This is a genomic window from Bartonella sp. AP1QHHD (genome assembly GCF_042196265.1).
Classification (GTDB): Bacteria; Pseudomonadota; Alphaproteobacteria; order Rhizobiales; family Rhizobiaceae; genus Bartonella.
Genome location: NZ_JBHIPW010000073.1, coordinates 1 through 22,311, shown reverse-complemented (window position 1 = coordinate 22,311; position 22,311 = coordinate 1). Strand labels below are relative to the sequence as shown.

The window sequence follows — 22,311 nt, the reverse complement described above, 5'->3', positions numbered from 1 at the left end:
CCCTATTAATGAAATATTTTTTCTCTTCTCAACTCAACTTTTTTGACAGATAATCAAATTCCATTAAAGTCTCAAGCAATCTTTGTAAATCATCAACTTTAACCATATTGGGTCCATCAGAAGGTGCATTATCTGGATCTTGATGTGTTTCTAAAAAAATACCAGCTACCCCAACAGAAACAGCTGCACGCGCTAAAATTTCAACAAATTGACGCTGTCCACCAGATGAAGCCCCCTGCCCCCCAGGTTCTTGAACAGAATGCGTTGCATCAAAAATAACAGGAGCTCCAAATGAACGTAAAATAGGCAACGAACGCATATCAGAAATAAGTCGGTTGTAACCAAATGACGTGCCTCGCTCACAAAGCATAACATTCGGATTACCACTGTAAACAACCTTTTTTAAAACATTCTCCATATCCCACGGCGCTAAAAACTGACCTTTTTTAATGTTAATAACACATTCCGTTTTGGCAGCTGCTACCAAAAGATCTGTTTGACGACATAAAAAAGCCGGTATTTGTAAAATATCAACTGTAGAAGAAACAATTGTACATTGCTCTTCTGTATGCACATCAGTTAATATGGGACAATCAAACTCTTTTTTTAAATCAGAAAAAATAGCCATTGCTTTTTCAAGACCAATGCCACGTGCCGCACTCAAAGAGGTTCTGTTGGCTTTATCGTAACTTGATTTATAAACAAACCTGATACCAAGCTGATCGGTAATTGTTTTAATACGACCAGCCATTTCAAAAGCATGATCACGACTTTCCATCTGACACGGCCCTGCAATTAATGAAAGAGGCATTTCATTTGAAAAAATCATATTTCCAACTTTCACACGTGCATTTGGTTTAGTCATTTTATCCCTCAAAAGCAAAGTAATCCAATTTACGCATTAAACTAATCGACTTTGTTCTACAGCGGCTTCAATAAAAGAAGAAAAAAGCGGATGTGGATCAAAAGGACGAGATTTTAATTCTGGATGATATTGAACACCAATAAACCATGGATGATCTACATATTCTATCGTTTCTGGTAAAATACCATCAGGAGACATCCCAGAAAAAATCAAACCACACTGTTCTAACTTATCCTTATAATCAATATTGACCTCATAACGATGACGATGTCGCTCGACAATCTTGGTCATCCCATAAATTTGAGCAATATGACTCTCTTCTTTTAATTCAGCAGCAAAAGCACCAAGGCGCATTGAACCACCGAGAGCACCATTTCTTGTACGTTTTTCAAGAACGTCTCCTTTAAGCCATTCTGTCATTAAACCTACAATTGGATTGTCTGTTTCGCAAAACTCACTTGATGAAGCATTCTCAATCTGTGCAATATTGCGCGCAGCTTCTATACAAGCTAATTGCATCCCAAAACAAATCCCTAAAAATGGAACTTTACGCTCTCGCGCAAATTGAATTGCTCGAATCTTCCCTTCTGCCCCTCGTGCCCCAAAAGCACCTGGAACCAAAATTCCATGGGCTTTTTGTAAAGCTGAAACAGAATCTTCTTTTTCAAAAAGCTCCGAATCAATCCACTCAATATTAACCTTCACTCTATTCGCTAAACCACCATGTGCAATCGCTTCAATAAGAGATTTATAAGCATCCTTTAAGCCCGTATATTTTCCTACAACAGCAATCGTAACTTCTCCTTCAGGATGGTGAATACGATGCGTAATATCTTCCCAACGATCCATCTTGGGGGAAGGTGCCGAATCGATTCCAAAAGCGCAAAGAACTTCAGAGTCCAAACCCTCCTTATGGTATGCCATAGGAACATCATAAATTGTTGGCATATCTAATGCCTGAATGACTGCATTGGAGCGAACATTGCAAAAAAGTGATAATTTGCACCGTTCTGTTTCTGGAATAGATCGATCTGCACGTACAAGCAAAATATCAGGAGAAATACCAACTGCTTGCAATTCTTTGACAGAATGTTGTGTTGGTTTCGTTTTTAATTCACCTGCTGAAGGAATATAAGGCATTAATGTGAGATGGACATAAACGACATTTTGTCTCGGTAGCTCATTGCGAAGCTGACGAATCGCTTCTAGAAAAGGCATTGCTTCAATATCACCAACCGTTCCACCTATCTCACACAAAACAAAATCAAATTCTTCATTTCCCATCGTAATGAATCTCTTAATTTCATCTGTAACATGAGGAATAACTTGGACTGTTGCCCCCAAATAATCACCACGCCGCTCTCGTTCAATGATATTGCGATAAATACGCCCTGTTGTAATATTATCTTGGCTATTTGCAGAACGCCCAGTAAAACGCTCATAATGACCAAGATCAAGATCCGTTTCTGCACCATCATCGGTCACAAATACTTCGCCATGTTGATAAGGTGACATCGTACCTGGATCAACATTTAAATAAGGATCAAGTTTGCGAAGACGTACGCGATAGCCACGAGCCTGTAATAACGCTGCTAACGCCGCCGCTGCGATGCCTTTTCCAAGGGAAGAAACCACACCACCAGTAATAAAAACATAACGTGCCATGGGCTTATGGTGATAAGCAATTTATAATGATTTTTCCAGCAAAAAATGCAAAAAGAAACAATTTTTCTTCTAAAATAAAAAAGGCGAAAAAAATCACCTTTTTTAAAAAGTCTATGTTTTCTTAAAAAACTATTTTGTACTGTTATCGGGAACTGTATTTTCAAGAACCTGAGGAACTGGACTTTCTGCTTCAGGATTTGTGGACTGTTTCTGTTCCTGCGAAGAATTCGAAGTGCCTCCTAGCTGTTCAAGAATAGAAGGGGAAGACTCACCATCTGATGATGGGACTGATCCTGAGTCTTTATTGGTAGAATTCTGCTCTGAATTAACCGGTATACGCTTTAAAATATCAGAACTAGAATTTGATATATTACTCACCACGGTAAGTCCAATAGACACAACAAAAAAACAACAGGCTAAAATAGCAGTCAAACGTGTTAAAGGGTTTCGAGATCCACGAGTTTTCATCAACCCTGAGCTATTACTCGCACCTAACCCACCACCTTCTGAAGGTTGAATTAATATAATACCAACCAAAGTAATCACAATCAAAAAATGAATAACTATAAGTACTGTTTGCATAAACCCTGCTCTTCAAATAACTCTTTAATAGCTATTTACACATAAATAACGCACAATCCAAGGGGAAACTCAAATTTCTCTGCTATAGTTTACGACAAACATCGCAAATAGTTAAAAAATCAATCGCTTTTAAGCTTGCTCCACCTATCAAAGCACCATTAACATGAGCAATGCTTAAAAGCTCAAATGCATTGGATGGTTTTACTGATCCACCATAAAGCAAACGTATCTTATTGCCTTCATCACCAAAACGAGAGCGCACCCTATCACGAATGAAATGATGTACTTTTGCAATATCTTCTGGAGTCGCTGTGTTGCCGGTGCCTATCGCCCAAACTGGTTCATAAGCGATAATGGTATTCTCTGCTGTTGCATCATCTGGGAGAGATTCTTCAAGCTGCTGCGTGAGAATATCCAGTACTTTATTATTATTACGCTCCTCCAATGTTTCACCAATACATACAAGAGCCACAAGACCTGCTCGCCACGCAGCTTGCACTTTGGCACAGACAATCGCATCATTTTCCTGGTACACTGTACGACGTTCTGAATGCCCAATAATAACATGACTTGCTCCCGCTTCTTTAAGCATAAAAGCTGAAATATCTCCAGTATAAGGACCATGATCATCAAAGTGACAATTTTGTCCTCCCAAAAGGAGATTTTCACCATTCAGCGTATTAGAAGCACGCGATAAAAGCGTTGCTGGAACACAAATTAGGGCTTCAAATAGATGACCTAGATCAGAGCTAACGCCTGTAGCAATAGCACGCAACTCTCCAAGCGATTCACTCGTTCCATTCATTTTCCAATTTCCAGCAAGAAAAGGCCGAATATTTGGAGACATATTTTCACCTCAAGAGCTTTTACAATACATTGTTTATCTGTAGTTACCAAATTATAAAATGAAAGCAAGTCTTTAAAGCTTGCATCTTTCATCTCTTTATTGCAAATTCCATTACAGCTTTGATAATAACTCACATTAAAAATGGAACTTGAACAATGCTTGACATCATAAGAAATGCTACAAATTCTTGGATTTTTAGAATTTTCCTTGCTATTTTACTCTTATGCTTCATTCTTTTATGGGGGGTACCGCAGTTACACAAAAAAAGTGAAAGAGATCTTATTACTTCTGGAAAGTCCACAGTAACTGTCGATGATTATCGTCTTGCACTCGCCGATCAAAGCGCACGTTTAGCATATGCTGCTCATCTTGGACGAATGTTTACAACAAATGAAATGCAGCAATACCAAATTCCTGCTTTTGTATTTAATCAATTACAACAAAATGTACTGCTTGATGAACAAGCACGTAAAATGAAAATAAGTCTTTCAAAAGATACAATAGCTCATACGATTGGTTCTGATAAGATGTTCCAGGTAAATGGCACTTTTGATAAAAACTTGTTTTATAACTATCTTCAGCATTTACGTATTAGTGAAAGTGCTTTTCTTAATTATTACACCAAACAAGAAAAGCGTAATCAGCTGATTGCTGCTTTACTTTCTGATATGAAGGCACCAAATCTCTTTTATAAAGCACTTGCTCTTTATCAAGGAGAAATGCGTATTGCTGATTATCTCGTTATTGATCTAAAAGAAAAGAAAACAATTGCTGATCCTGATTACGAAACATTACAAAAATGGTTTGAAACACATCAAAGTCAATTTCGTGCTCCAGAATACCGTACTGTCTCTTTGCTATCTATGGAACTTAATGATTTTGTAAAACCTAAAGATATCTCAACAGATGAGGCGAAAGCCTATTATACACAAAATGCTTCACGTTTTGTAACGCCTGAAAAGCGTACATTCGAAGAACTGCGATTCCCCTCACGCGAAGAAGCCGATAATGCAGCAAAAAAAATAGCTGACGGATTGAGTTTTGATGAACTGGTAAAAGCTGAAAAAAAAACTCTTAATGACATAAAAAAAGGTCCTCTTGCAGAAAATGAACTTCCTAATCATCTGACATCTGAAATTTTTGAACTTCAACAAGGACAAGTCAGTCCTGTGATAAATGACTTACAGGGACCTGTTCTCATTCGCGTTACGCATATTGAACCTTCAAGCTCTCTTCCTTTTGAAAGTGTAGAAGAAAATATTCGCCAAATACTTGCCAAAAATCGTGCTACTGATGATATCCGTAACAATTATGTAGCCATTGAAAATGCTCGTTTTGAGGGTGCTTCTCTCAAAGAGTTAGCTGACCAATACAAGTTATCTTTGCGCACAATTACTATTGATAAAACGGGAAAAACGCTTGAAGGTGCAATACTCACGGATTTACCTCAAAAAGATATTTTACTGAATGCCATCTATCAATCAAACGAAGGAGTCGATCTTGATCCTCTCTCTTTTCAAAATGGTGGATATCTCTGGTACAAGGTCGATAAAATTATTCCTGCCCGCGATAAGACACTTGAAGAGGCTAAGCTAGATGTTCTTTCTCAATGGAAAAATGAAGAAATCCAACGTCTTCTTGATGAAAAAGCCCAAAATGCTCTCAAACAGCTCACGGAAGGAAAAAGTCTTGTTGCTCTTTCTCATACCCTTGGTGTTACAAAACAAACAACACCCGCCCTCCGGCGTCAAGACTCATCTGAAATCCTTGGCGTTGAAGGGATTAAAGCATTATTTGCTGCTCCCAAAGGTCATTATGGCATCATAAAAGGTCCGGTTGCAACAAACCGTATCATTTATCAAATAAAGACTGTAACCATGCCTAAAGATATCACGTCTCATACTCTTTCAACTGAGGTCCGCGCCAATATAGATATGATGATAAGAGAAGATCTCAAGCTAGAAATGCTACAAGTTGCCAATAAAGAACATCCTTTGGAAATTAATAGCACAAATTATAATCAGATCTTTAACACTCTCCAATAAAAAGATTGTGCATAATTTTAAGAACTTATTGATAAAGTTTTCATCAGCTCTTCGTCTATAGTTGAAGAGGTAAGACGGGTTTCTTGTCTGCATATCTTAGGATCAGCGTTTGTATAATGATTCATTTTCTCGCAAAACAGTGCATGTATGGATTTGCGAGAAAATAGTCAATGGAATGTAGAATCGTTTTTGCAATGCATTAAAAAACATTATCCATCCAAAGGTTGTAAAGGTTGCCGCCCATTAAGCTATAAATATCATCCCTATCGTCATTCATTCATAGCTTATCATATTGCTACTCTTAATATTCATTCATAGGAGCGTATTGCTTCTTCCTTAAATGATTTCATTTACACACCCAACTTATAATAGATAAAAAAACTATTTTTAAAATTCATTATAAAAATGGAGAAATCTTTTTCTATTCAAGACTCTCATTCAATATGAGAAAAAACGAATTATCATTATAAATCAATATATTCATCAATCATAACAGTCATCAATTATGATGTTATAATTTCTCAAAAATAAGAGTTTTTTATAGACTTATAGACTGCTAAGATAACTTCTCTCATAAAATAGAAATTTTATTTCATTTGCAAATGAGATACAATCAATACATTCAGAGTACTTAAAAGTTCTTCTTCAAACAAACCAATGTATTAAGATTTATCTCATGTTTTTCTTTCTCTGCATCTCACCCATCCAATACACTGAATAAAACATATTACTGATGAAGAAATACAGCGTATTTTCAAGATCATAAAATTTCTTATTCTTTTGCGTTCATAACAACCAAAACATCAACATTTTTATAACAAAAAAATGGTTTGGAATCACAATAGCTCCTTTATCTTCATATGAGAAAATCAGTCTACATGTTACGCATTCCAACATAGTAATATTCTTTTACAATATCTTTGGAAAATTGCCGCTTATTGCTGCCCTTGTTATCAACCAATAGCGATACATCAATGGCAAAGTTGCGCTCTCTTGAAAAATTGCTGCCCCCAGCTGTATAGCTTTTTGAAGAGAAGCCGGTACAATGACCAATGGAAGAAAAGCTGGCTTAAGAACTCTCGGTAAAATACAAGAATACTCGTAAAATTGGGTATAATGATCGCGCGATAATGCTACCATAGCTTCAACAATACAACCCTTTTGTTGATCACTGAGACGATGAGATTCCAAAGCTTCCCTATTCACTCCTACAGCCTTTAATATATCAGTGGGTAAATAATATTGATATCGTGATTGCATGAATGATAAAAGACGCAATACACCGCTTAATCCTTGAGAAATCCCTCCATGTTCATAGATATCTGTAAACTCTTGTGCAGTTTCAGGATCTAATATCTGACAAGAAAGCTGTAAAATTATGCCTGCTGTCTCACCACAATAATGCTCTAGATCATGAAGTGTTTCTATTGGATTGTGATAAAGATCTAAAATTTGCGCATCACAATAACGTAAAAAAGCTGTCTTAGGTAAATTAAAAAGAGTCATTGCTTTTAATAAATCATTCAAAATCGGATTGTTTCCACTCGTTTGCATTTCACCATGAGCAATAGCATCATACCACCAACGTAACCGTATTTCTCCTATGAGTGGATCATGTACACTTTCGCGGATACGAGAAACTTCAGCATTAAATACATAAAGAGCAGCCAATGCTTGGCGCTTTTTTTTAGGTGCAAATAAAACCGATATATAGCGATCACGATCTATGGTACGTAAAATATCAAGACAATAAGGAAGAGAGCCTATCATTCTATGAACCTATTAACGTCCCTTTTTTAGCAATTAAATTAATACCCTCTTTTTATTCATATTAAAAAATGAAGGATAAGCAAATACAGTTCAGAAAATAAGATTTTTAAATGTGTCTCTTAACTGTATTATGAATTAAAATTTCTTTTCTAGTCCCTTTTCGTTTTAGAAAGAAAAAAATTAAATAAATAATTTTTCTGATAAAACTTATCTTATCGGACTTCAAGTTTTCATTTGCAATAAAAAAGCTAAAAACCAATCGTAACATGCATAGTAAAACTTGAACAACAAACAACGCAAAACACTTTTTCAGTGGATAGATGACAATGTTATTTTATAAAAAATGCACTGATCACAAAAACTTTATCAATCATTGACCTCCTCCCCATCCTAAAAGACAAAGGTTCTTACCAACACCAATTTGTAAAAAATCCAATTGCTCTCGGTGCATTTCTGTTACTATAAACGCATTGATTTATAATGATAATTTTGTGTTTTGTATGTTAAATTAGAATCCCAAATATCGTAGATATGCTTTCATTTCAAACCAATTCCATGTTACATCAATAAAAACTATTCCCTTGCACGTCACAAGCGGAACTGGCTTGTAGGTAAAAACTGTATAAGAAAGAATTAAAATGCCTCTTATGAACTGTCTTAAGTGCCAAGAGCTGATCACTCATGTGATTCATTAGGAACTATGAGCAAACTTTGTCCTGAATACTTGCTGCTGTATTTAAAAACACTTAATGTGTTAAGTTATGTATATTCTATACCCTTATATCACCGCCTTAAACGACAGTATTTTACAGCGCAGAAAATAATCACACAAGTCTTTCATGCTAGACCAGAGCCTTTGTTTTATTAAACAATACTCTATTCTACCGCAAATAATAACGCCGCAACAGCGCGATCTTCAGCCAATAAAACATTAAATGTACGCACCGCCGCTCCCGTACTCATTGTATCTGATGAAATACGTTTTTCCCATAAAAGCACCCGTAACTCTTCAGGTAATCGTAATAATTCAATTCCAGTACCTATTAATAAAACTTCGATTTCAGAAGCTTCTTCTAAAATACGAGATATATCCTCTTGAGTGGGAATAGGTCCTGCCATGTCAATGCCATAAATACCTGATGGTACACAAACAATAGAACCTCTATGAGACATATCAGCAAAACGAAATCCACCATTTCCATAAGCATCAATAGGTGCGCGACTTGGAAAATGTGCTTCACGAATTTGAATTGCATCGAACATGAACAAGCACCCTTTATTTTTGAATAATCCAATTGTCTTTGCTACTTCTCACCATAAAATTAAGGAAGGCTGATACAAACATTGATATCTTAACCATAGCCTAGTATTGAAGTGGAAATTTTATATAAAACCCTAATCTTCTCATACAACAAGTATATGAAAATTCGATAATAAACCGCAATCAAAAGCTATACCTGCTTAAATAAATCTATCTTTTAAAAAGTTTTCTCAGCTTATTTACTCGCAAATTTCTTTTTATAGAAACAATGATCTTGTTTTAAAAACAGAAAAAATTGCGTAATATTCCATAAATAAAACAACTATTTTAATCATCTAAAGAAAACAAAAACTCCATTTTCTGTAGCCACTATAAAAGCCCCTTTTTCAATGAAATTGTCTTGATCTTGCCAAGCTTTTTATAAAAATGCTTAAAAAATGTAATAAACTGCCATTACACCTTAAGATGCATTTTCCTTTGATATAGCTTTTTTCTCTTTAGAGATACTCATATCTTCTTTCGTTGTCGTTTTAGATTTAGACTTTTGTGGTCTTTTTGCTTTAGCATTAAGTTTTGATTTTTTTTCTGCAATCGGCTCACCTTTAACGCGCACATCAGCTAATGTTGAGCGAATAACACGAATATTCATACTCTCACCAATTTCAACCTCTAATTCACCACTCTCGTCGTGAACCTTCGTAACCTTGCCGATAATACCACCACCCGTTATAACTGTATCACCACGACGTACTGCATTAAGCATTTCTTGGCGTTTTTTCATTTGGGCACGCTGTGGACGAATGATAAAAAAATACATAATTGCAAAAATTAAAATGAATGGGACAGCGCTAGCAAATGAAATTCCACCGGAAACATCGCCTGCAACTTGAGCATAAGCGTTCGTAATAAACATTTTTATCTCCTATAGTTAAACCTCAGGTATTTCCCACTCTATTAAAATGAAATTCCGATACAGAAAAAATTCCTAAAGAATTTATCATAAAAAGCAATAACTACATAATCTAATCACAGCTTTACAAAAATACAATAAATCCTTAAGAGGCAGAATACCAAAATACAATGAGAAAAATCTTAAAAAATAGATTCACTTTCCCCTATTGTATATCCTACAATACAAATCTTTTCACTAACTCAATAAATTATACAAGATAATTTTTCTAATGAACAAACTTTAATTTATATAGATAATTTATCGTTTTTGATATCAAATGACAGATCTAAATACAATAAAACGCTCTCATTTCAAACCTTCTGAATTAATCAAAACGATTTTCTTGCACGTCACACATATGAAATGAGCCTGTAGATAAAAACTTTTTAAGAAAGGCGTGAAATATCTTTTTTCATGCTCCTCTCAAATGCAAGAGCAATTGAAACACTCAAAGCTGACAAATAGTATGATACTACTGTCTTACACTTTCATAAATACAAAAATGGTAATATCTACCGACCCCAACGAACTACTTTCCTAAAACCAATGATTTTTTGCTGCAATGTTATTGATTTAAGAAAATCAATTATTTTTCATTAATTTTCTATAAACTGTAAGACTATTCAAATGTAAAAGTCATCAATAAATTAGTTTTCTAAATATTTAAGGGGATCAACAGGTAATGAATTCTTACGCATCTCAAAATAGACACGTGGCGTTTTAACATTTCCTGAAACACCAGATTTAGCAATCTCATCACCGCGCCTTATCCTTTGTCCTTTGTTAACAACAAGCTTACTATTACATCCATAAATAGTGATAATATCATTTTCATGTCGAATCATCACAACATTACCAAGCTCTTTTAGTCCATCTCCCGCGTAAATAACCACACCATTTTCTGCCGCCTTTACCGAAGACCCTTCAGGCACTGCAATATCTATTCCTCGATTCATTACTGTTCCCTTTTTTTGACCGAACTGGCTTAATAAACGCCCTCGTACTGGCCAACGCATCTTAGAAATTCCTGTGGCTTGCGGAGTCATCATATTATCTGTATTCGTAACAGTACTTGACAAACCAGTCTCATATTTCAATTGCGTCATCTGTTTAGAAAAATTTTTCTCAGAGCTTGATTTGTTCATCTTTGCAGAGGGTGGCGTTATTACAGGAGCTTTATATATAGGAGAGGACTTCTTGTTTTTTATAGAGGACATCACTTGAGATTGGGATGCAGATTCTGTTGTTGACACTGCCCAATCGTTATTATTGTGTGCATTTGAAGCTGCTAATGTACGCCTGCTTGGAACAACAAGGACCTGACCGATATAAATGGAATTGCTGTTTATACCATTTGCTAATTTTAATGCCTCAACACTAATCCCTACTTGTCGTGCAATACTGAGCAGTGTATCTCCACTCTGGACAATATAAGAATTCCGCCGAAAAATAGGAGATTTATCCATTTGTGAACGAGAAAGTGTTCCAAGATTACGTGGAGGGGAGCCCATAACGCGACCATCAGAAGAAGTTATCCTATCTTGATGTGGAAAATTATAGGGAGAATTGTCATCTCCCCACGAATCATCACCTGATTCCACAGGTGGCAATTCAGTGCTTTGTATCATACCACTACCGTATGATAGCATTCGCGGGTCTGTATACATAGTGCTTGATATATTTGATTGAGATGATACCGTACGATGAGAGAACGTATTGGAAAAACGCTGTGTACCAGAACTACAACCAGCAACAATAGTTACCACCGCTAAAAAAGTTATTCTCTGAAAATTATGCTGGAAAATATTATCCAAAGCTTTTAGATACATCGTTTTGCTCACTCATCAATAATCAACTCAATCCATTAAAGCTTTTTTAAATTACCGAAGAGTTAAAATGAGATGTTTTATTCATAAATATCTTTATATAAGATTAAAATGAATTTAACGTAGACAATTTGCAGAAACTTCTTAGCTTTTAAAAATTAAAGTATCTCCGCAATGCCTTTAATAAAAGGTTGGTAACGCACTTGGAACAGTTCTAAACACTCAAATCGACTACCAATTTTTGTATAGCGCGTCACTGTTTGTACCCCTTCGTCAGGTCCTATCGCCTGAATGAGAATTCCATTTTCAGCTAAAAGTTCTAAAAATTCCTTTGGTTCATCAAACCGTGATGGCCAAATAAGAATGCGATCAAATGATCCTAAGCCTGTCACGCTATGACTTCCATCAATCTGCCGTATAACAATATTTTCAATTCCTAAAGTTTGAAATTTTTGGCGTGCTAAATCAACAAGCGTTTTATAACGATCAATCGTTGTCACACGGTCACTCAGACATGCCATAAGAGCAGTACAAAAACCAGATCCTGTACCAATTTCTAAGACACGATGCCTTTTTTTCAACGATAATGCCGAAAGAATTAAGAGTTGTTCTTCCAAACGTTCCATATATTCACCACACTCAAGGGGAATAACTTTATTATCATAAGCACTATTGAACCAAGGAGCAGCAACAAACTGTTGACGCGGAATTTTCTCTAATGCCGAAAAAAATCGCACGTCATCAATGCCTTTGCTACGCATTTTCAGTACAAGAGCGGCTAACTCCTCACGAAATTGTAAAATACCCTTTTGCCCCATAGTATCATTCAATCTCCAATGGAGGTACACTTTTATCACACTGACAAACTGCTTCTTTTAAAATGGCAAAAACTTGCGTCTGTGTATCATCACCTCTTGGCAATAAACGCATATTGTCTCTCCTTTCGTAAAATTAAGCAGTAATACAGCGCATGCCTCCCATATAAGGTTGTAAAACATCTGGAATAATAATTGATCCATCAGCCTGTTGATAATTTTCAAGTACGGCAATAAGACAACGTCCAACAGCCGTACCAGAACCATTAAGGCTATGAACAAAATGCAATTTTTTATCGCCGTCTTTACGATAGCGCGCATTCATACGACGACCTTGAAAATCTCCACAAACTGAACAGCTAGAAATTTCACGATAACATTCTTGACCAGGAAGCCAAACCTCAATGTCATAGGTTTTACGCGCTGCAAACCCCATATCACCCGTAGAAAGAACCACTGTGCGAAAAGGCAAACCAAGCCGTTTTAATATATCTTCTGCACATTCCGTCATACGTTCCAATTCAATTAAAGACTGCTCTTCACTGGTAATCGAGACCATTTCAACTTTCCAAAATTGATGCTGACGCAACATACCGCGCGTATCACGACCGGCTGCTCCCGCCTCTGAACGAAAACAGGGAGATAAAGAAGAAAATCGCAGTGGTAAATCTGATATTTCAAGAATTTCATCGTTGACCAAATTGGTTAATGGCACTTCTGCTGTGGAAATAAGCCATCGACCATCTGTTGTACGAAAAAGGTCTTCAGCAAATTTCGGTAATTGTGCTGCTCCGTAAACAATCTCATCACGAACAAGAAGAGGTGTTGAGACTTCTGTGTAACCATTCTCATTGACATGCACATCAAGCATAAATTGGCCTAATGCTCGTTCTAGCCGTGCTAACGCCCCTGAAAGTACTGTAAAACGTGTTCCAGACAAACGACTAGCTCGTTCAAAATTCATCTGTTTGAGATCTTGACCAAGATCAAAATGTTCCTTTGGTGTAAAATTAAATGTTGGAGGTATACCAAAATGTCGAATGACGACATTATCACTTTCATCTTTACCTTCTGGAACATCATCTAATGGAATATTTGGAAGTGCTGAAAGAATTTTCTCAAGACTCTCCGTCAGCTGTTTTTCTTCCACTATTGCAGAGGAAAGAAAAGCTTTAATCTCTTCAACTTCAGCTCTAAGACGTTCAGCCATTTGCTGATCCGATACCGCTAAAGCCTGTCCTATTTCCTTTGAAACAGCATTGCGACGTTCCTGCGCCAATTGCACCTTAGCAATATGCGACCGACGTGCAAGATCAAGTTGTATTAACCTTTCAGCTTGTGGCTCAAGACCTCTACTTACGAGTGCTTTATCTAATTTCTCAGGATTGTCACGAATCCACTTAATATCAAGCATAAAAATTCCTCATTTATATTGTTTTTATTCATTCCTTATCGCATAAGATTATACACTTTTCTTAAGCGGATTTTCTTCTCTTTTCTATACTGTAAGCAATTAAAATTGAAATCTCGTAAAGTGCTATCGTTGGTAAAGCCACTGCAAACATCGTAAAAAAATCCGACGGCGTTATGATTGCCGCAATGATAAAAGAGAGTAAAATAGCCCATTTTCGTTTAGACACCAAATCATGAGACGTTAAAAATCCAATTTTTGTTAAAAGACTGATGACAAGAGGTAATTGAAAAATCAAACCAAAAATTAGGATAAATGATGTCATAAAGCCCAAATAATCAGAAATACGCACTATAAACTCTATTTTTAAATGAACATCTGGAAGAAATTGTTGAGAAAGGCTAAACCATAGTATTATTGGCGCTAATAGACCATAAACAAACGCTCCCCCAATACAAAATAAAATAGGCCCCCCAATGACAAATGGTAAAAAAGCCATCCGCTCATTTTTATAAAGCCCTGGTGCAATAAAACTATAAAACTGAAAAGCCGTATAGGGAAAAGATAAAATAATTCCCCCAAAAGCAGAAAGCTTCATCTTCGTTAAAAAAGTTTCCCATACTTGCGTTGATTGCAAACGAATACCCTCAGGGTTACCCCCTGCTATTTTCATTGCCCACTGATATGGCCATAGTAAAAAATTTAAGATATAATCTTTAACAAGAAAACACATCATAAAAGCGATCATAAATGCAACCAAAGCAGAAATAATTCGCTGACGAAGTTCAATTAAATGTTCTAAAAGTGGAGCCATATTAGCATCAACTTCATCTTTTTTTACATTCATGACACATCTTCTTTTTCTTTATCTTTAGGAGAAACAAAAATGTTTTCAGAATGATGAGAAGCTATAGAAACTGTCATATCTTTCTTGATTACCTTTTGATCACATTCCAAAATTTCTTTATCTTTTTTTGATTTATGATGTGTTTCCTTAACATCCCAATTATCGTGGATATCCTCTAATATATTTTGAGTGGGATCAAAAGTTTCTGCCAATTTCTTGCTTGAATCGCTAATATCCAAACATACTTTTTGCAAATCATCGCGCTCGATTTGTTTTATTATATCATCAAACTGATGACGAAGTTCATTTGCTGTTGAATACACATACGCTCTTATCTTTGCTACTGTCTTTAATATTTTAGGTAAATCTTTTGGTCCAACGACAATGATGAAAACAAGTAAGATTACGATAAACTCTGGTCCGTCAATCCCAAACATCTCTTAATTCGACTTTCTCATCAAAAAATATTGCACAATGATGATTGCGTTTTTGTTACTGTTTTTTAGCAACAGATGTTTTGCTTTTTTTAGAAGCAGAAGAAACCTTTCTGCGCGCTGTTGCATGTTTTACCGATAACGGCTGAGATTGTTGAGATTCTACATCAATCATTTGGGAAGTAGGAGCCATTTCAACTTTATCCTCAATGCTATCATCTTCTTCCTTCATATTTTTTTTGAAGGCTTTAATTCCTTTAGCAACATCGCCCATTAATTCAGAAATTTTACCGCGACCGAAAAGCACAAAGATAATCAATAAAATTATAATTAAATGCGTTGGTGAAAAAATATTACCCATTATTCTCTCTAACTTTATGCTTTTAAATTTGATTTCATTTATTCATGCTTCCTCTGAAGAATGTATCAAATATAATATCTTACTTATATATTTTCTTCTTAACTTAAAAGCAATTACACGCTTTTATTGCAAAAAGAACTTTTTATCCTCTCATCCTTTTTTAGCGTATTATAACACAAACCATTCAAAAATGATAAACCACTTCATACAAAGTTCAAAACACTTAAAAACTTTTCTAAAATAACTTCATCTGATCTCTTAGGTTACTCATCTTCCTGTAAATACTATAGCCAATGTCTTTCCTTTTAAACAATGTTGTACGTATCATTACAAACATTTCCGCCAAATTATCCTTTACTGATAAAAATCATAACATGCTGTAAAACATTTTACGTATTCAATTAAAAAAATCAGAAAGAAAAATCTCTAAAAAACTTTCTTAACACATCATCGGTCTCTTCAAAAACGATCATCTTACGCACAACATTTATTCTTTGCGTTGGGGTAGGAATTTTATCATCCATTATTCCATATACAATACGAAATATGAGCCATCATCGTATTCAATTAACTATCTGTCGTGTAAATAAAAACTATTAGCGGAAAGAGTAAAAATGTACTTTATGAACCAACTCAAGTGCCAAGAGGTATGGCAATACTGCTAAAAAATAAAAAAGGTACCAGCTTGTGCCTTTATTCAGTAAAATACCTCCATATAACCAGCTCTCTAAGCCACGGCATGCTCTAACTATTACAAGTCTCCGGATTCTGGGCATGCGTTCTCATAATATCATGTGTTTAACCTATCTCAGTATTGAAACCAGAATGGGCATTAATAGAAAATTATATTCAATCAAAAGCATGGCATCGAAGCATAATTCATGTAAAAAGAATTTCTTATCCTCGCCTTTTTTATAAGATTTCCTTATAAAGCCGCTCGATAATACAGTGTTAGAGATAAATAAACCTATTTACTTTAGTTTAAAATTCTCATTTTATTGAAATAGCTTGCAGAGTGCATATCAATTTTCAAAAGTTTTATTTTAGCGTCATACACAATAACCTAGCCATTTAGCGTGTATAATGTAAAGCTTTGGCTCCGCTTAAAGCAATGAGATTCATTCATACTTTTACAAAAATCTATCACTATAACACCAGCACTTTATTGCTCTCTCCATAATTTTACGCTCGCTAAAAAACTGATCAATGTAACAATGTTTTTATCAAGCATTTGAAATTCTTTAATCTTTAAACAAGCAAATTTATGAATGAATTTGAAAGATACCCTTCAATTTTTCAACAAACTTCACTAATATTCTCGTTAATTGAGTGTTTTTTATAGTTTTCCTAAAAGAGTCCGCGATCATAAAAAATTCTCTTACAACATAAATATCTCTATTGAAATGTTTGATCTCTTCTTGTCTATCTTTCATATAAAAAAATTAAAATTTTAACGATTAATCTCATTATATAAAATAGCTCTGTGAATAAATGCTCCCATAACATTAATATTTTTTCTGTAGTGTATAATTGGGGGGTGAGGGCATTGTTTGATTTCTACAAGAGTATTTTTATGGATATCAATTCTATTATTCTATGCTAATAATCCGGTACAGTTATACATAATGATAGAGTTTACTCCATGAATTATCGGCATATTTATCATGCTGGCAATTTTGCTGATGTTTTTAAACACATTATTGTCACTCGCATTGTAGAATATCTCAAACGCAAAGAAAAAGCTTTTCGCGTTATAGATACGCATGCTGGAATCGGTATTTATGACCTTTCTTCTTTAGAAGCACATAAAACAGGAGAGTGGCGCGAAGGTGTCCAACGACTTTTTTCAACTCCTATCCCAGAAGATTTAAAAACACTCCTTTGTCCATGGTGTGACATCATTGATGCCCTCAATAAAGGGGAAAAAGAAATTGTATTTTATCCTGGATCTCCTGTTCTTATTCGTCAATTATTACGGAAACAAGATCGCCTCACCGCAATAGAATTGCACAATGAAGATTATCATATTTTAGCAAAAAACTTTGCAGGAGATTATCAGACAAAAGTTCTGCATTTAGATGGTTGGCTTTCCTTAAATGCTCATGTACCACCAAAAGAAAAACGTGGGTTTATCCTTGTTGACCCTCCCTTTGAAAAAGCTGGTGAGTTTTCCCGCCTTATTGAGGGATTAACGAAAGCCTATCGTCGCTTTTCTGGAGGGATCTACGCTTTATGGTATCCTGTTAAATATGACAAAGAAATTGAAAGTTTTCTTCACGCGCTTTATCAAACCGGAATTCCTAAGATTCTACAGCTTGAAATGCGTATCCGAAAAAGTTCAAGTCCACCGACAATGAATGGAAGTGGTATGATTATTATTAACCCTCCCTACCTTTTGGAAGAAGAAATGAAAAAACTCAGCCCCTTTCTTATCAACCGTCTTGGACAAGATGAAAATGCCAAAATAACTCATAAGTGGCTTCAAAAAGAACATCTATTATTTTAGATCTTTCTCTGATATTTTTCCTAAATCAAATATCATGTTGTAAGATATAAAGACTTTGAATGATAAAGTTCTTTGAATAATACCAACATATTATAGTAGTAAGCTAATAACGATCAGCGTGAATTATTTTTTTAGAAAGCCTATCCTCTTAATCATTATGGATTTCTTATTTCAATCATTTTAATGGATAAATTAGGCAAATTCATAAAGCTGTTTTAGAATAACAACTCTCATATTTTTTATGAAAGATCGGCTCTCTAAAATCATACTCTTATGTTATAAGATATTATTTATAGAAAAAAATTATAAAGACATGAATAATCATTATTTAATAAAAAAGAATATTTCATATATTAAACAAACAACATATTCGTAATAAACGGAATGGTCCTGAAAAATAATACAAATTATCCGCAAAATGAACGGGAAAATCTTTCTTTTCTCTCTAATATTACATGGCATAATGCCAATCAAAGCAATGAGCAAAATCAATTCCAGGGTATCAAGTTCATACAAGAGTTTGTTAGACACCTTCCGCATAAGCCTGGGGTTTACCGGATGATTGGTGAAAATGGTGATATTCTTTATGTTGGCAAAGCCCGTAATCTCAAAAAACGTGTTTCAAACTATACACGTGAACAAGGACACAATAATCGTATTACCCGCATGATTCGTGCAACATATCATATGGAATTTATCGTCACCCATACAGAAACAGAAGCACTCCTTTTAGAAGCCAATCTCATCAAAAGATTGCATCCACATTTTAATGTACTCCTGCGTGATGATAAAAGTTTCCCTTATATTATGATTACAGATGATCATCGAGTGCCTGCACTTTACAAACATCGTGGTGCTCGAACACGAAAAGCTCACTATTTTGGTCCTTTTGCTTCTGCTGGTGCAGTGACACAAACAGTTCATGTTTTACAACGCGCCTTTTTATTACGAACCTGTACTGATTCAGTTTTTGAAAACCGTACACGCCCCTGTTTGCTTTATCAAATTAAGCGATGTTCTGCACCTTGTACTCATGAAATTAGTGACAGTGATTATAAAGAACTGGTGAAAGGAGCAAAAGCGTTCCTTTCGGGAAAAGATCAATCTATTAAAAGCGATATGGTTCAAGCTATGCATAAAGCCGCAGAAAATCTTGATTTTGAACAAGCAGCTTCCTATCGTGACCGCTTATCAGCCCTTTCTCACATACAAAGCCATCAAGGTATTAATCCTCAAACGATAAAAGAAGCGGATGTATTTGCAATTGCGCAAAAAGAAGGAATGACTTGTATTCAAGTGTTCTTTTTTCGCATGGGGCAAAATTGGGGAAACCGTGCCTATTTTCCTAAAGCAGATCCCTCTTTTTCCCGCACTGAAATTTTAGCGAGTTTTCTTGCCCAATTTTACGATAATAAACCACTTCCCAAAAGTATCCTTTTATCTGAAGAAATTGAAGAAAAAGCACTTCTTACAGAAGCATTTAGTCTCAAAGCAAACCACAAAGTATCCCTCTCTTTACCCAAACAAGGTGAACGGAAAACTCTTGTTAATCGTGCCTATCTCAATGCTCATGAAGCACTTGAACATAAGCTTTCTGAAACAGCCACCCATACAAAATTGCTTCAAGGTCTTGCTAAAACATTCCAACTACCTTTTCCTCCACGCCGGATAGAAGTCTATGACAATTCTCATATCATGGGAACAAATGCTGTAGGGGCTATGATTGTTGCTGGTCAAATGGGATTTATTAAAAATCAATATCGAAAATTCAACATTCGCTCAACAGATATCACGCCTGGCGATGATTTTGGCATGATGAAAGAAGTGATTAAACGAAGATTTTCACGCCTTATCAAAGAGTATGATCTGCCAAATAGAAGTCATGACATAAAAGATGATGATCTTTTTCCCATTTGGCCTGACCTTATCTTAATCGATGGTGGTGAAGGACAAATCAACAGCGTACATGAAATACTTGCTGAGTTACAATTAAATGATCTCTTCACAGTTGTTGGAATCGCCAAAGGTGTTGACCGTCATGCAGGACGTGAAAGATTTTTTATAAAAGGTATTTCCCCCTTTACACTTCCTCCACGTGATCCTATCCTCTATTTTTTGCAACGTCTGCGTGATGAAGCACACCGTTTTGCGATTGGAACTCATAGGATAAAACGAAAAAAAGCAACATTCAAAAACCCACTTGATGAAATCGAAAATATCGGTCCGACAAGAAAGCGTGCGTTGCTTCATCATTTTGGAAGTGCCAAAGCTGTTGCTAGTGCCTCATTTGAAGATTTAAAAAAAGTTACGGGAATCTCTATGACAATTGCACAAAAAATTCATAACCATTTTCATGAAAAATAGGCTTGTTTCATAACCTTCGCCTTGTTACGTTTAGGAAATATATTCTCTTTCACAAGAATTAAAAATGGCTCCATGAAAAATCATACTTTTTCTTTTCCAAATATTTTAACTTATGCACGAATTGTTGCAGTCCCAATGGTTGTTGCATGCTTTTTTTTAGAAGGGCGACTACAATCAAGTGATATCACTCGCTGGATTGCTGTTTCCATTTTTATCGTTGCATCCATTACTGACTTTCTTGACGGTTACCTTGCTCGTATTTGGGAACAAACATCCAATATTGGTCGCATGTTAGATCCAATCGCCGATAAACTTCTCGTCTCTGCTTGTCTGCTCTTGCTTGCCGCAGACAGTACCATCGCTGGGTGGACACTATGGGCAGCTATTATCATTCTTTGCAGAGAAATTCTTGTATCAGGATTACGTGAATATTTGGCTGAGTTAAAAGTTAGTGTTCCTGTCTCTCGTCTTGCAAAATGGAAAACTTTTGTACAGATGATCGCTATTGTATTTCTTTTAGCTGGACCAGCCGGTAATAAAATTTTCCCTTACACAGTAGAGTTTGGCATTACTATGCTGTGGATTTCTGCCCTCCTTACATTGTGGACAGGGTGGGATTATTTTCGTGCAGGTTTAAAACACGTTATCCTATGAATAGTATGGAATTTTATAATGATGATTTATCTTTTTGTACTTAAATAAAAGATGGGAATAGCATAAGATTGATTTGTTTTAAATCTATTAATGATAAATCAATAAAACACTTTTTTGCACATTACAAGTAAGGGTAGCGTGTAGATAAAAACTCTTCAGAAAACAGTAAATAGGCTTTATATTTTCGTAAAAGCAGCTGCAATATTAAAAGCTAAAAAAACGATTAATGCTCCATATGCTTTCAAAAAAATCTATAATCTCATAAGCAAAAAACCGAAATATAGTGTTTCGGATTTTTGCTTCTTATATACGCTTTATTATTATAAACGCTTTATTAACCAACAATTTCTACCTCAGGAAACCAAAAGGCGATTTCTGTTTTTGCCGTTTCAGCACTATCGGATCCATGGACAGAATTTTCGCCAATCGATAAAGCATGAACCTTACGAATTGTCCCTTCTTCTGCATCACTAGGATTCGTAGCCCCCATTACTTCACGGTTTTTAGCTATTGCATTTTCACCTTCCAAAACTTGTACAACGGTTGGACCAGAAGACATGAATTCAACCAATTCACTAAAAAAAGGACGTTTTTTATGAACAGCATAAAATTTTTCAGCCTCACGTCTGCTCATCCAGACACGTTTAGACGCAATAACACGTAGCTCCGCATCCTCAAGCATTTTAGTAATTGCGCCAGTCAAATTACGACGGGTTGCGTCTGGTTTAATCATCGAAAAAGTACGCTCTAAAGCCATTTAACCACCTTTATTTCATTTATAATATTCTCTAGCCATTTCTATAGCGAGCAAGGAGCCCTTTGCCAAGTGACTCTGCAAAAATCTACACAAATTCTCATAAACATAGAATAAATTATAAAGAAAACTTTAATAAAAATACCTGCAATTGCTTATCCCATCATAAAGATGCGCTACCGAATCTCAATAAATATTGAATCCTCTTTCATAATCTTAAATGCTTCCTATCAAAATTATCATTGAAATCAATCAAAAAATAACCATATCGTTAGAAACTATAGCGTACACCTAAAATACCCTGAAGGGACTGTTTTGTTTTACGCCCTTTAATATAATGTGCCTCACCATA

General features: G+C 35.4%; 18 protein-coding genes. 4 read left to right on the top strand and 14 right to left on the bottom strand.

What is annotated here, in order from left to right; translation table 11 throughout:
• Window positions 1–28: 28 nt before the first annotated feature.
• From kdsA to tpiA, 4 genes are all read right to left on the bottom strand, one after another.
• Window positions 29–865 (bottom strand): 3-deoxy-8-phosphooctulonate synthase, encoded by an 837-nt coding sequence (kdsA, locus tag ACFIME_RS06805; RefSeq protein WP_375617688.1) that lies wholly within the window; start codon window positions 863–865, stop codon window positions 29–31.
• A gap of 36 nt (window positions 866–901) precedes the next feature.
• Entirely contained in the window at window positions 902–2,530 is a 1,629-nt protein-coding gene (locus ACFIME_RS06800) for a CTP synthase (protein WP_375662214.1), read from the bottom strand.
• Window positions 2,531–2,659: 129 nt separating this feature from the next.
• A complete protein-coding gene (gene secG, locus ACFIME_RS06795; RefSeq protein WP_375684698.1) occupies window positions 2,660–3,112 on the bottom strand; it encodes a preprotein translocase subunit SecG in 453 nt (150 codons plus the stop codon).
• 82 nt (window positions 3,113–3,194) lie between these two features.
• Window positions 3,195–3,959, bottom strand: a complete 765-nt coding sequence (tpiA, locus tag ACFIME_RS06790; protein WP_375620758.1) for a triose-phosphate isomerase — start codon at window positions 3,957–3,959, stop codon at window positions 3,195–3,197.
• A gap of 155 nt (window positions 3,960–4,114) precedes the next feature.
• Between tpiA and ACFIME_RS06785 the strand changes: the two genes are divergently transcribed.
• The gene (locus tag ACFIME_RS06785; protein WP_375684697.1) at window positions 4,115–6,004 is read left to right on the top strand and encodes a peptidyl-prolyl cis-trans isomerase; all 1,890 of its coding nucleotides are present in this window, start codon (window positions 4,115–4,117) and stop codon (window positions 6,002–6,004) included.
• 909 nt (window positions 6,005–6,913) lie between these two features.
• On the opposite strand, the gene ACFIME_RS06780 is transcribed toward ACFIME_RS06785, so the two are convergent.
• From ACFIME_RS06780 to tatA, 9 genes are all read right to left on the bottom strand, one after another.
• Window positions 6,914–7,774 carry a phytoene/squalene synthase family protein gene (locus ACFIME_RS06780; RefSeq protein WP_375639423.1) on the bottom strand — a complete coding sequence of 287 codons (861 nt, stop codon included), beginning with the start codon at window positions 7,772–7,774 and terminating at the stop codon, window positions 6,914–6,916.
• Between the two features lie 876 nt (window positions 7,775–8,650).
• Window positions 8,651–9,037 carry an Mth938-like domain-containing protein gene (locus tag ACFIME_RS06775; protein WP_375633097.1) on the bottom strand — a complete coding sequence of 129 codons (387 nt, stop codon included), beginning with the start codon at window positions 9,035–9,037 and terminating at the stop codon, window positions 8,651–8,653.
• Between the two features lie 458 nt (window positions 9,038–9,495).
• Complete coding sequence (yajC, locus tag ACFIME_RS06770; RefSeq protein WP_375633099.1) at window positions 9,496–9,948, bottom strand: preprotein translocase subunit YajC; 453 nt, start codon at window positions 9,946–9,948, stop codon at window positions 9,496–9,498.
• Window positions 9,949–10,634: 686 nt separating this feature from the next.
• Window positions 10,635–11,816 (bottom strand): peptidoglycan DD-metalloendopeptidase family protein, encoded by a 1,182-nt coding sequence (locus ACFIME_RS06765; protein WP_375680422.1) that lies wholly within the window; start codon window positions 11,814–11,816, stop codon window positions 10,635–10,637.
• A gap of 155 nt (window positions 11,817–11,971) precedes the next feature.
• Complete coding sequence (locus tag ACFIME_RS06760; protein ID WP_273791164.1) at window positions 11,972–12,631, bottom strand: protein-L-isoaspartate(D-aspartate) O-methyltransferase; 660 nt, start codon at window positions 12,629–12,631, stop codon at window positions 11,972–11,974.
• Between the two features lie 133 nt (window positions 12,632–12,764).
• Window positions 12,765–14,042 (bottom strand): serine--tRNA ligase, encoded by a 1,278-nt coding sequence (gene serS / locus ACFIME_RS06755; protein ID WP_375684696.1) that lies wholly within the window; start codon window positions 14,040–14,042, stop codon window positions 12,765–12,767.
• Window positions 14,043–14,103: 61 nt separating this feature from the next.
• Entirely contained in the window at window positions 14,104–14,886 is a 783-nt protein-coding gene (gene tatC / locus ACFIME_RS06750) for a twin-arginine translocase subunit TatC (protein ID WP_375680420.1), read from the bottom strand.
• The gene (locus ACFIME_RS06745; protein WP_375680419.1) at window positions 14,883–15,323 is read right to left on the bottom strand and encodes a twin-arginine translocase subunit TatB; all 441 of its coding nucleotides are present in this window, start codon (window positions 15,321–15,323) and stop codon (window positions 14,883–14,885) included. Before ACFIME_RS06745 ends, tatC begins: the two co-directional genes overlap by 4 nt.
• 55 nt (window positions 15,324–15,378) lie before the next feature.
• On the bottom strand, window positions 15,379–15,681 hold the full coding sequence (gene tatA, locus ACFIME_RS06740; protein ID WP_375612915.1) for a twin-arginine translocase TatA/TatE family subunit: 303 nt from the start codon (window positions 15,679–15,681) through the stop codon (window positions 15,379–15,381).
• Between the two features lie 1,642 nt (window positions 15,682–17,323).
• Between tatA and ACFIME_RS06735 the strand changes: the two genes are divergently transcribed.
• From ACFIME_RS06735 to pgsA, 3 genes are all read left to right on the top strand, one after another.
• Complete coding sequence (locus tag ACFIME_RS06735) at window positions 17,324–18,187, top strand: 23S rRNA (adenine(2030)-N(6))-methyltransferase RlmJ (protein WP_375633113.1); 864 nt, start codon at window positions 17,324–17,326, stop codon at window positions 18,185–18,187.
• 384 nt (window positions 18,188–18,571) lie between these two features.
• Window positions 18,572–20,551, top strand: coding sequence for an excinuclease ABC subunit UvrC (gene uvrC / locus ACFIME_RS06730; RefSeq protein WP_375684695.1), 1,980 nt, complete (start codon window positions 18,572–18,574; stop codon window positions 20,549–20,551).
• A gap of 72 nt (window positions 20,552–20,623) precedes the next feature.
• Window positions 20,624–21,205, top strand: coding sequence for a CDP-diacylglycerol--glycerol-3-phosphate 3-phosphatidyltransferase (gene pgsA / locus ACFIME_RS06725; protein WP_273723320.1), 582 nt, complete (start codon window positions 20,624–20,626; stop codon window positions 21,203–21,205).
• Window positions 21,206–21,539: 334 nt separating this feature from the next.
• Here the strand turns inward: pgsA and ndk are convergent, their stop codons facing one another.
• Complete coding sequence (gene ndk, locus ACFIME_RS06720; protein WP_375617673.1) at window positions 21,540–21,962, bottom strand: nucleoside-diphosphate kinase; 423 nt, start codon at window positions 21,960–21,962, stop codon at window positions 21,540–21,542.
• Window positions 21,963–22,311: the final 349 nt, after the last annotated feature.

What these genes read in the sequence shown, in the direction of transcription:
- kdsA (WP_375617688.1), bottom strand. Translation starts at nt 865, where the DNA reads ATGACTAAACCAAATGCACGTGTGAAAGTTGGAAATATGATTTTTTCA.
- ACFIME_RS06800 (WP_375662214.1), bottom strand. Translation starts at nt 2,530, where the DNA reads ATGGCACGTTATGTTTTTATTACTGGTGGTGTGGTTTCTTCCCTTGGA.
- secG (WP_375684698.1), bottom strand. Translation starts at nt 3,112, where the DNA reads ATGCAAACAGTACTTATAGTTATTCATTTTTTGATTGTGATTACTTTG.
- tpiA (WP_375620758.1), bottom strand. Translation starts at nt 3,959, where the DNA reads ATGTCTCCAAATATTCGGCCTTTTCTTGCTGGAAATTGGAAAATGAAT.
- ACFIME_RS06785 (WP_375684697.1), top strand. Translation starts at nt 4,115, where the DNA reads ATGCTTGACATCATAAGAAATGCTACAAATTCTTGGATTTTTAGAATT.
- ACFIME_RS06780 (WP_375639423.1), bottom strand. Translation starts at nt 7,774, where the DNA reads ATGATAGGCTCTCTTCCTTATTGTCTTGATATTTTACGTACCATAGAT.
- ACFIME_RS06775 (WP_375633097.1), bottom strand. Translation starts at nt 9,037, where the DNA reads ATGTTCGATGCAATTCAAATTCGTGAAGCACATTTTCCAAGTCGCGCA.
- yajC (WP_375633099.1), bottom strand. Translation starts at nt 9,948, where the DNA reads ATGTTTATTACGAACGCTTATGCTCAAGTTGCAGGCGATGTTTCCGGT.
- ACFIME_RS06765 (WP_375680422.1), bottom strand. Translation starts at nt 11,816, where the DNA reads ATGTATCTAAAAGCTTTGGATAATATTTTCCAGCATAATTTTCAGAGA.
- ACFIME_RS06760 (WP_273791164.1), bottom strand. Translation starts at nt 12,631, where the DNA reads ATGGGGCAAAAGGGTATTTTACAATTTCGTGAGGAGTTAGCCGCTCTT.
- serS (WP_375684696.1), bottom strand. Translation starts at nt 14,042, where the DNA reads ATGCTTGATATTAAGTGGATTCGTGACAATCCTGAGAAATTAGATAAA.
- tatC (WP_375680420.1), bottom strand. Translation starts at nt 14,886, where the DNA reads ATGAATGTAAAAAAAGATGAAGTTGATGCTAATATGGCTCCACTTTTA.
- ACFIME_RS06745 (WP_375680419.1), bottom strand. Translation starts at nt 15,323, where the DNA reads ATGTTTGGGATTGACGGACCAGAGTTTATCGTAATCTTACTTGTTTTC.
- tatA (WP_375612915.1), bottom strand. Translation starts at nt 15,681, where the DNA reads ATGGGTAATATTTTTTCACCAACGCATTTAATTATAATTTTATTGATT.
- ACFIME_RS06735 (WP_375633113.1), top strand. Translation starts at nt 17,324, where the DNA reads ATGAATTATCGGCATATTTATCATGCTGGCAATTTTGCTGATGTTTTT.
- uvrC (WP_375684695.1), top strand. Translation starts at nt 18,572, where the DNA reads ATGGTCCTGAAAAATAATACAAATTATCCGCAAAATGAACGGGAAAAT.
- pgsA (WP_273723320.1), top strand. Translation starts at nt 20,624, where the DNA reads ATGAAAAATCATACTTTTTCTTTTCCAAATATTTTAACTTATGCACGA.
- ndk (WP_375617673.1), bottom strand. Translation starts at nt 21,962, where the DNA reads ATGGCTTTAGAGCGTACTTTTTCGATGATTAAACCAGACGCAACCCGT.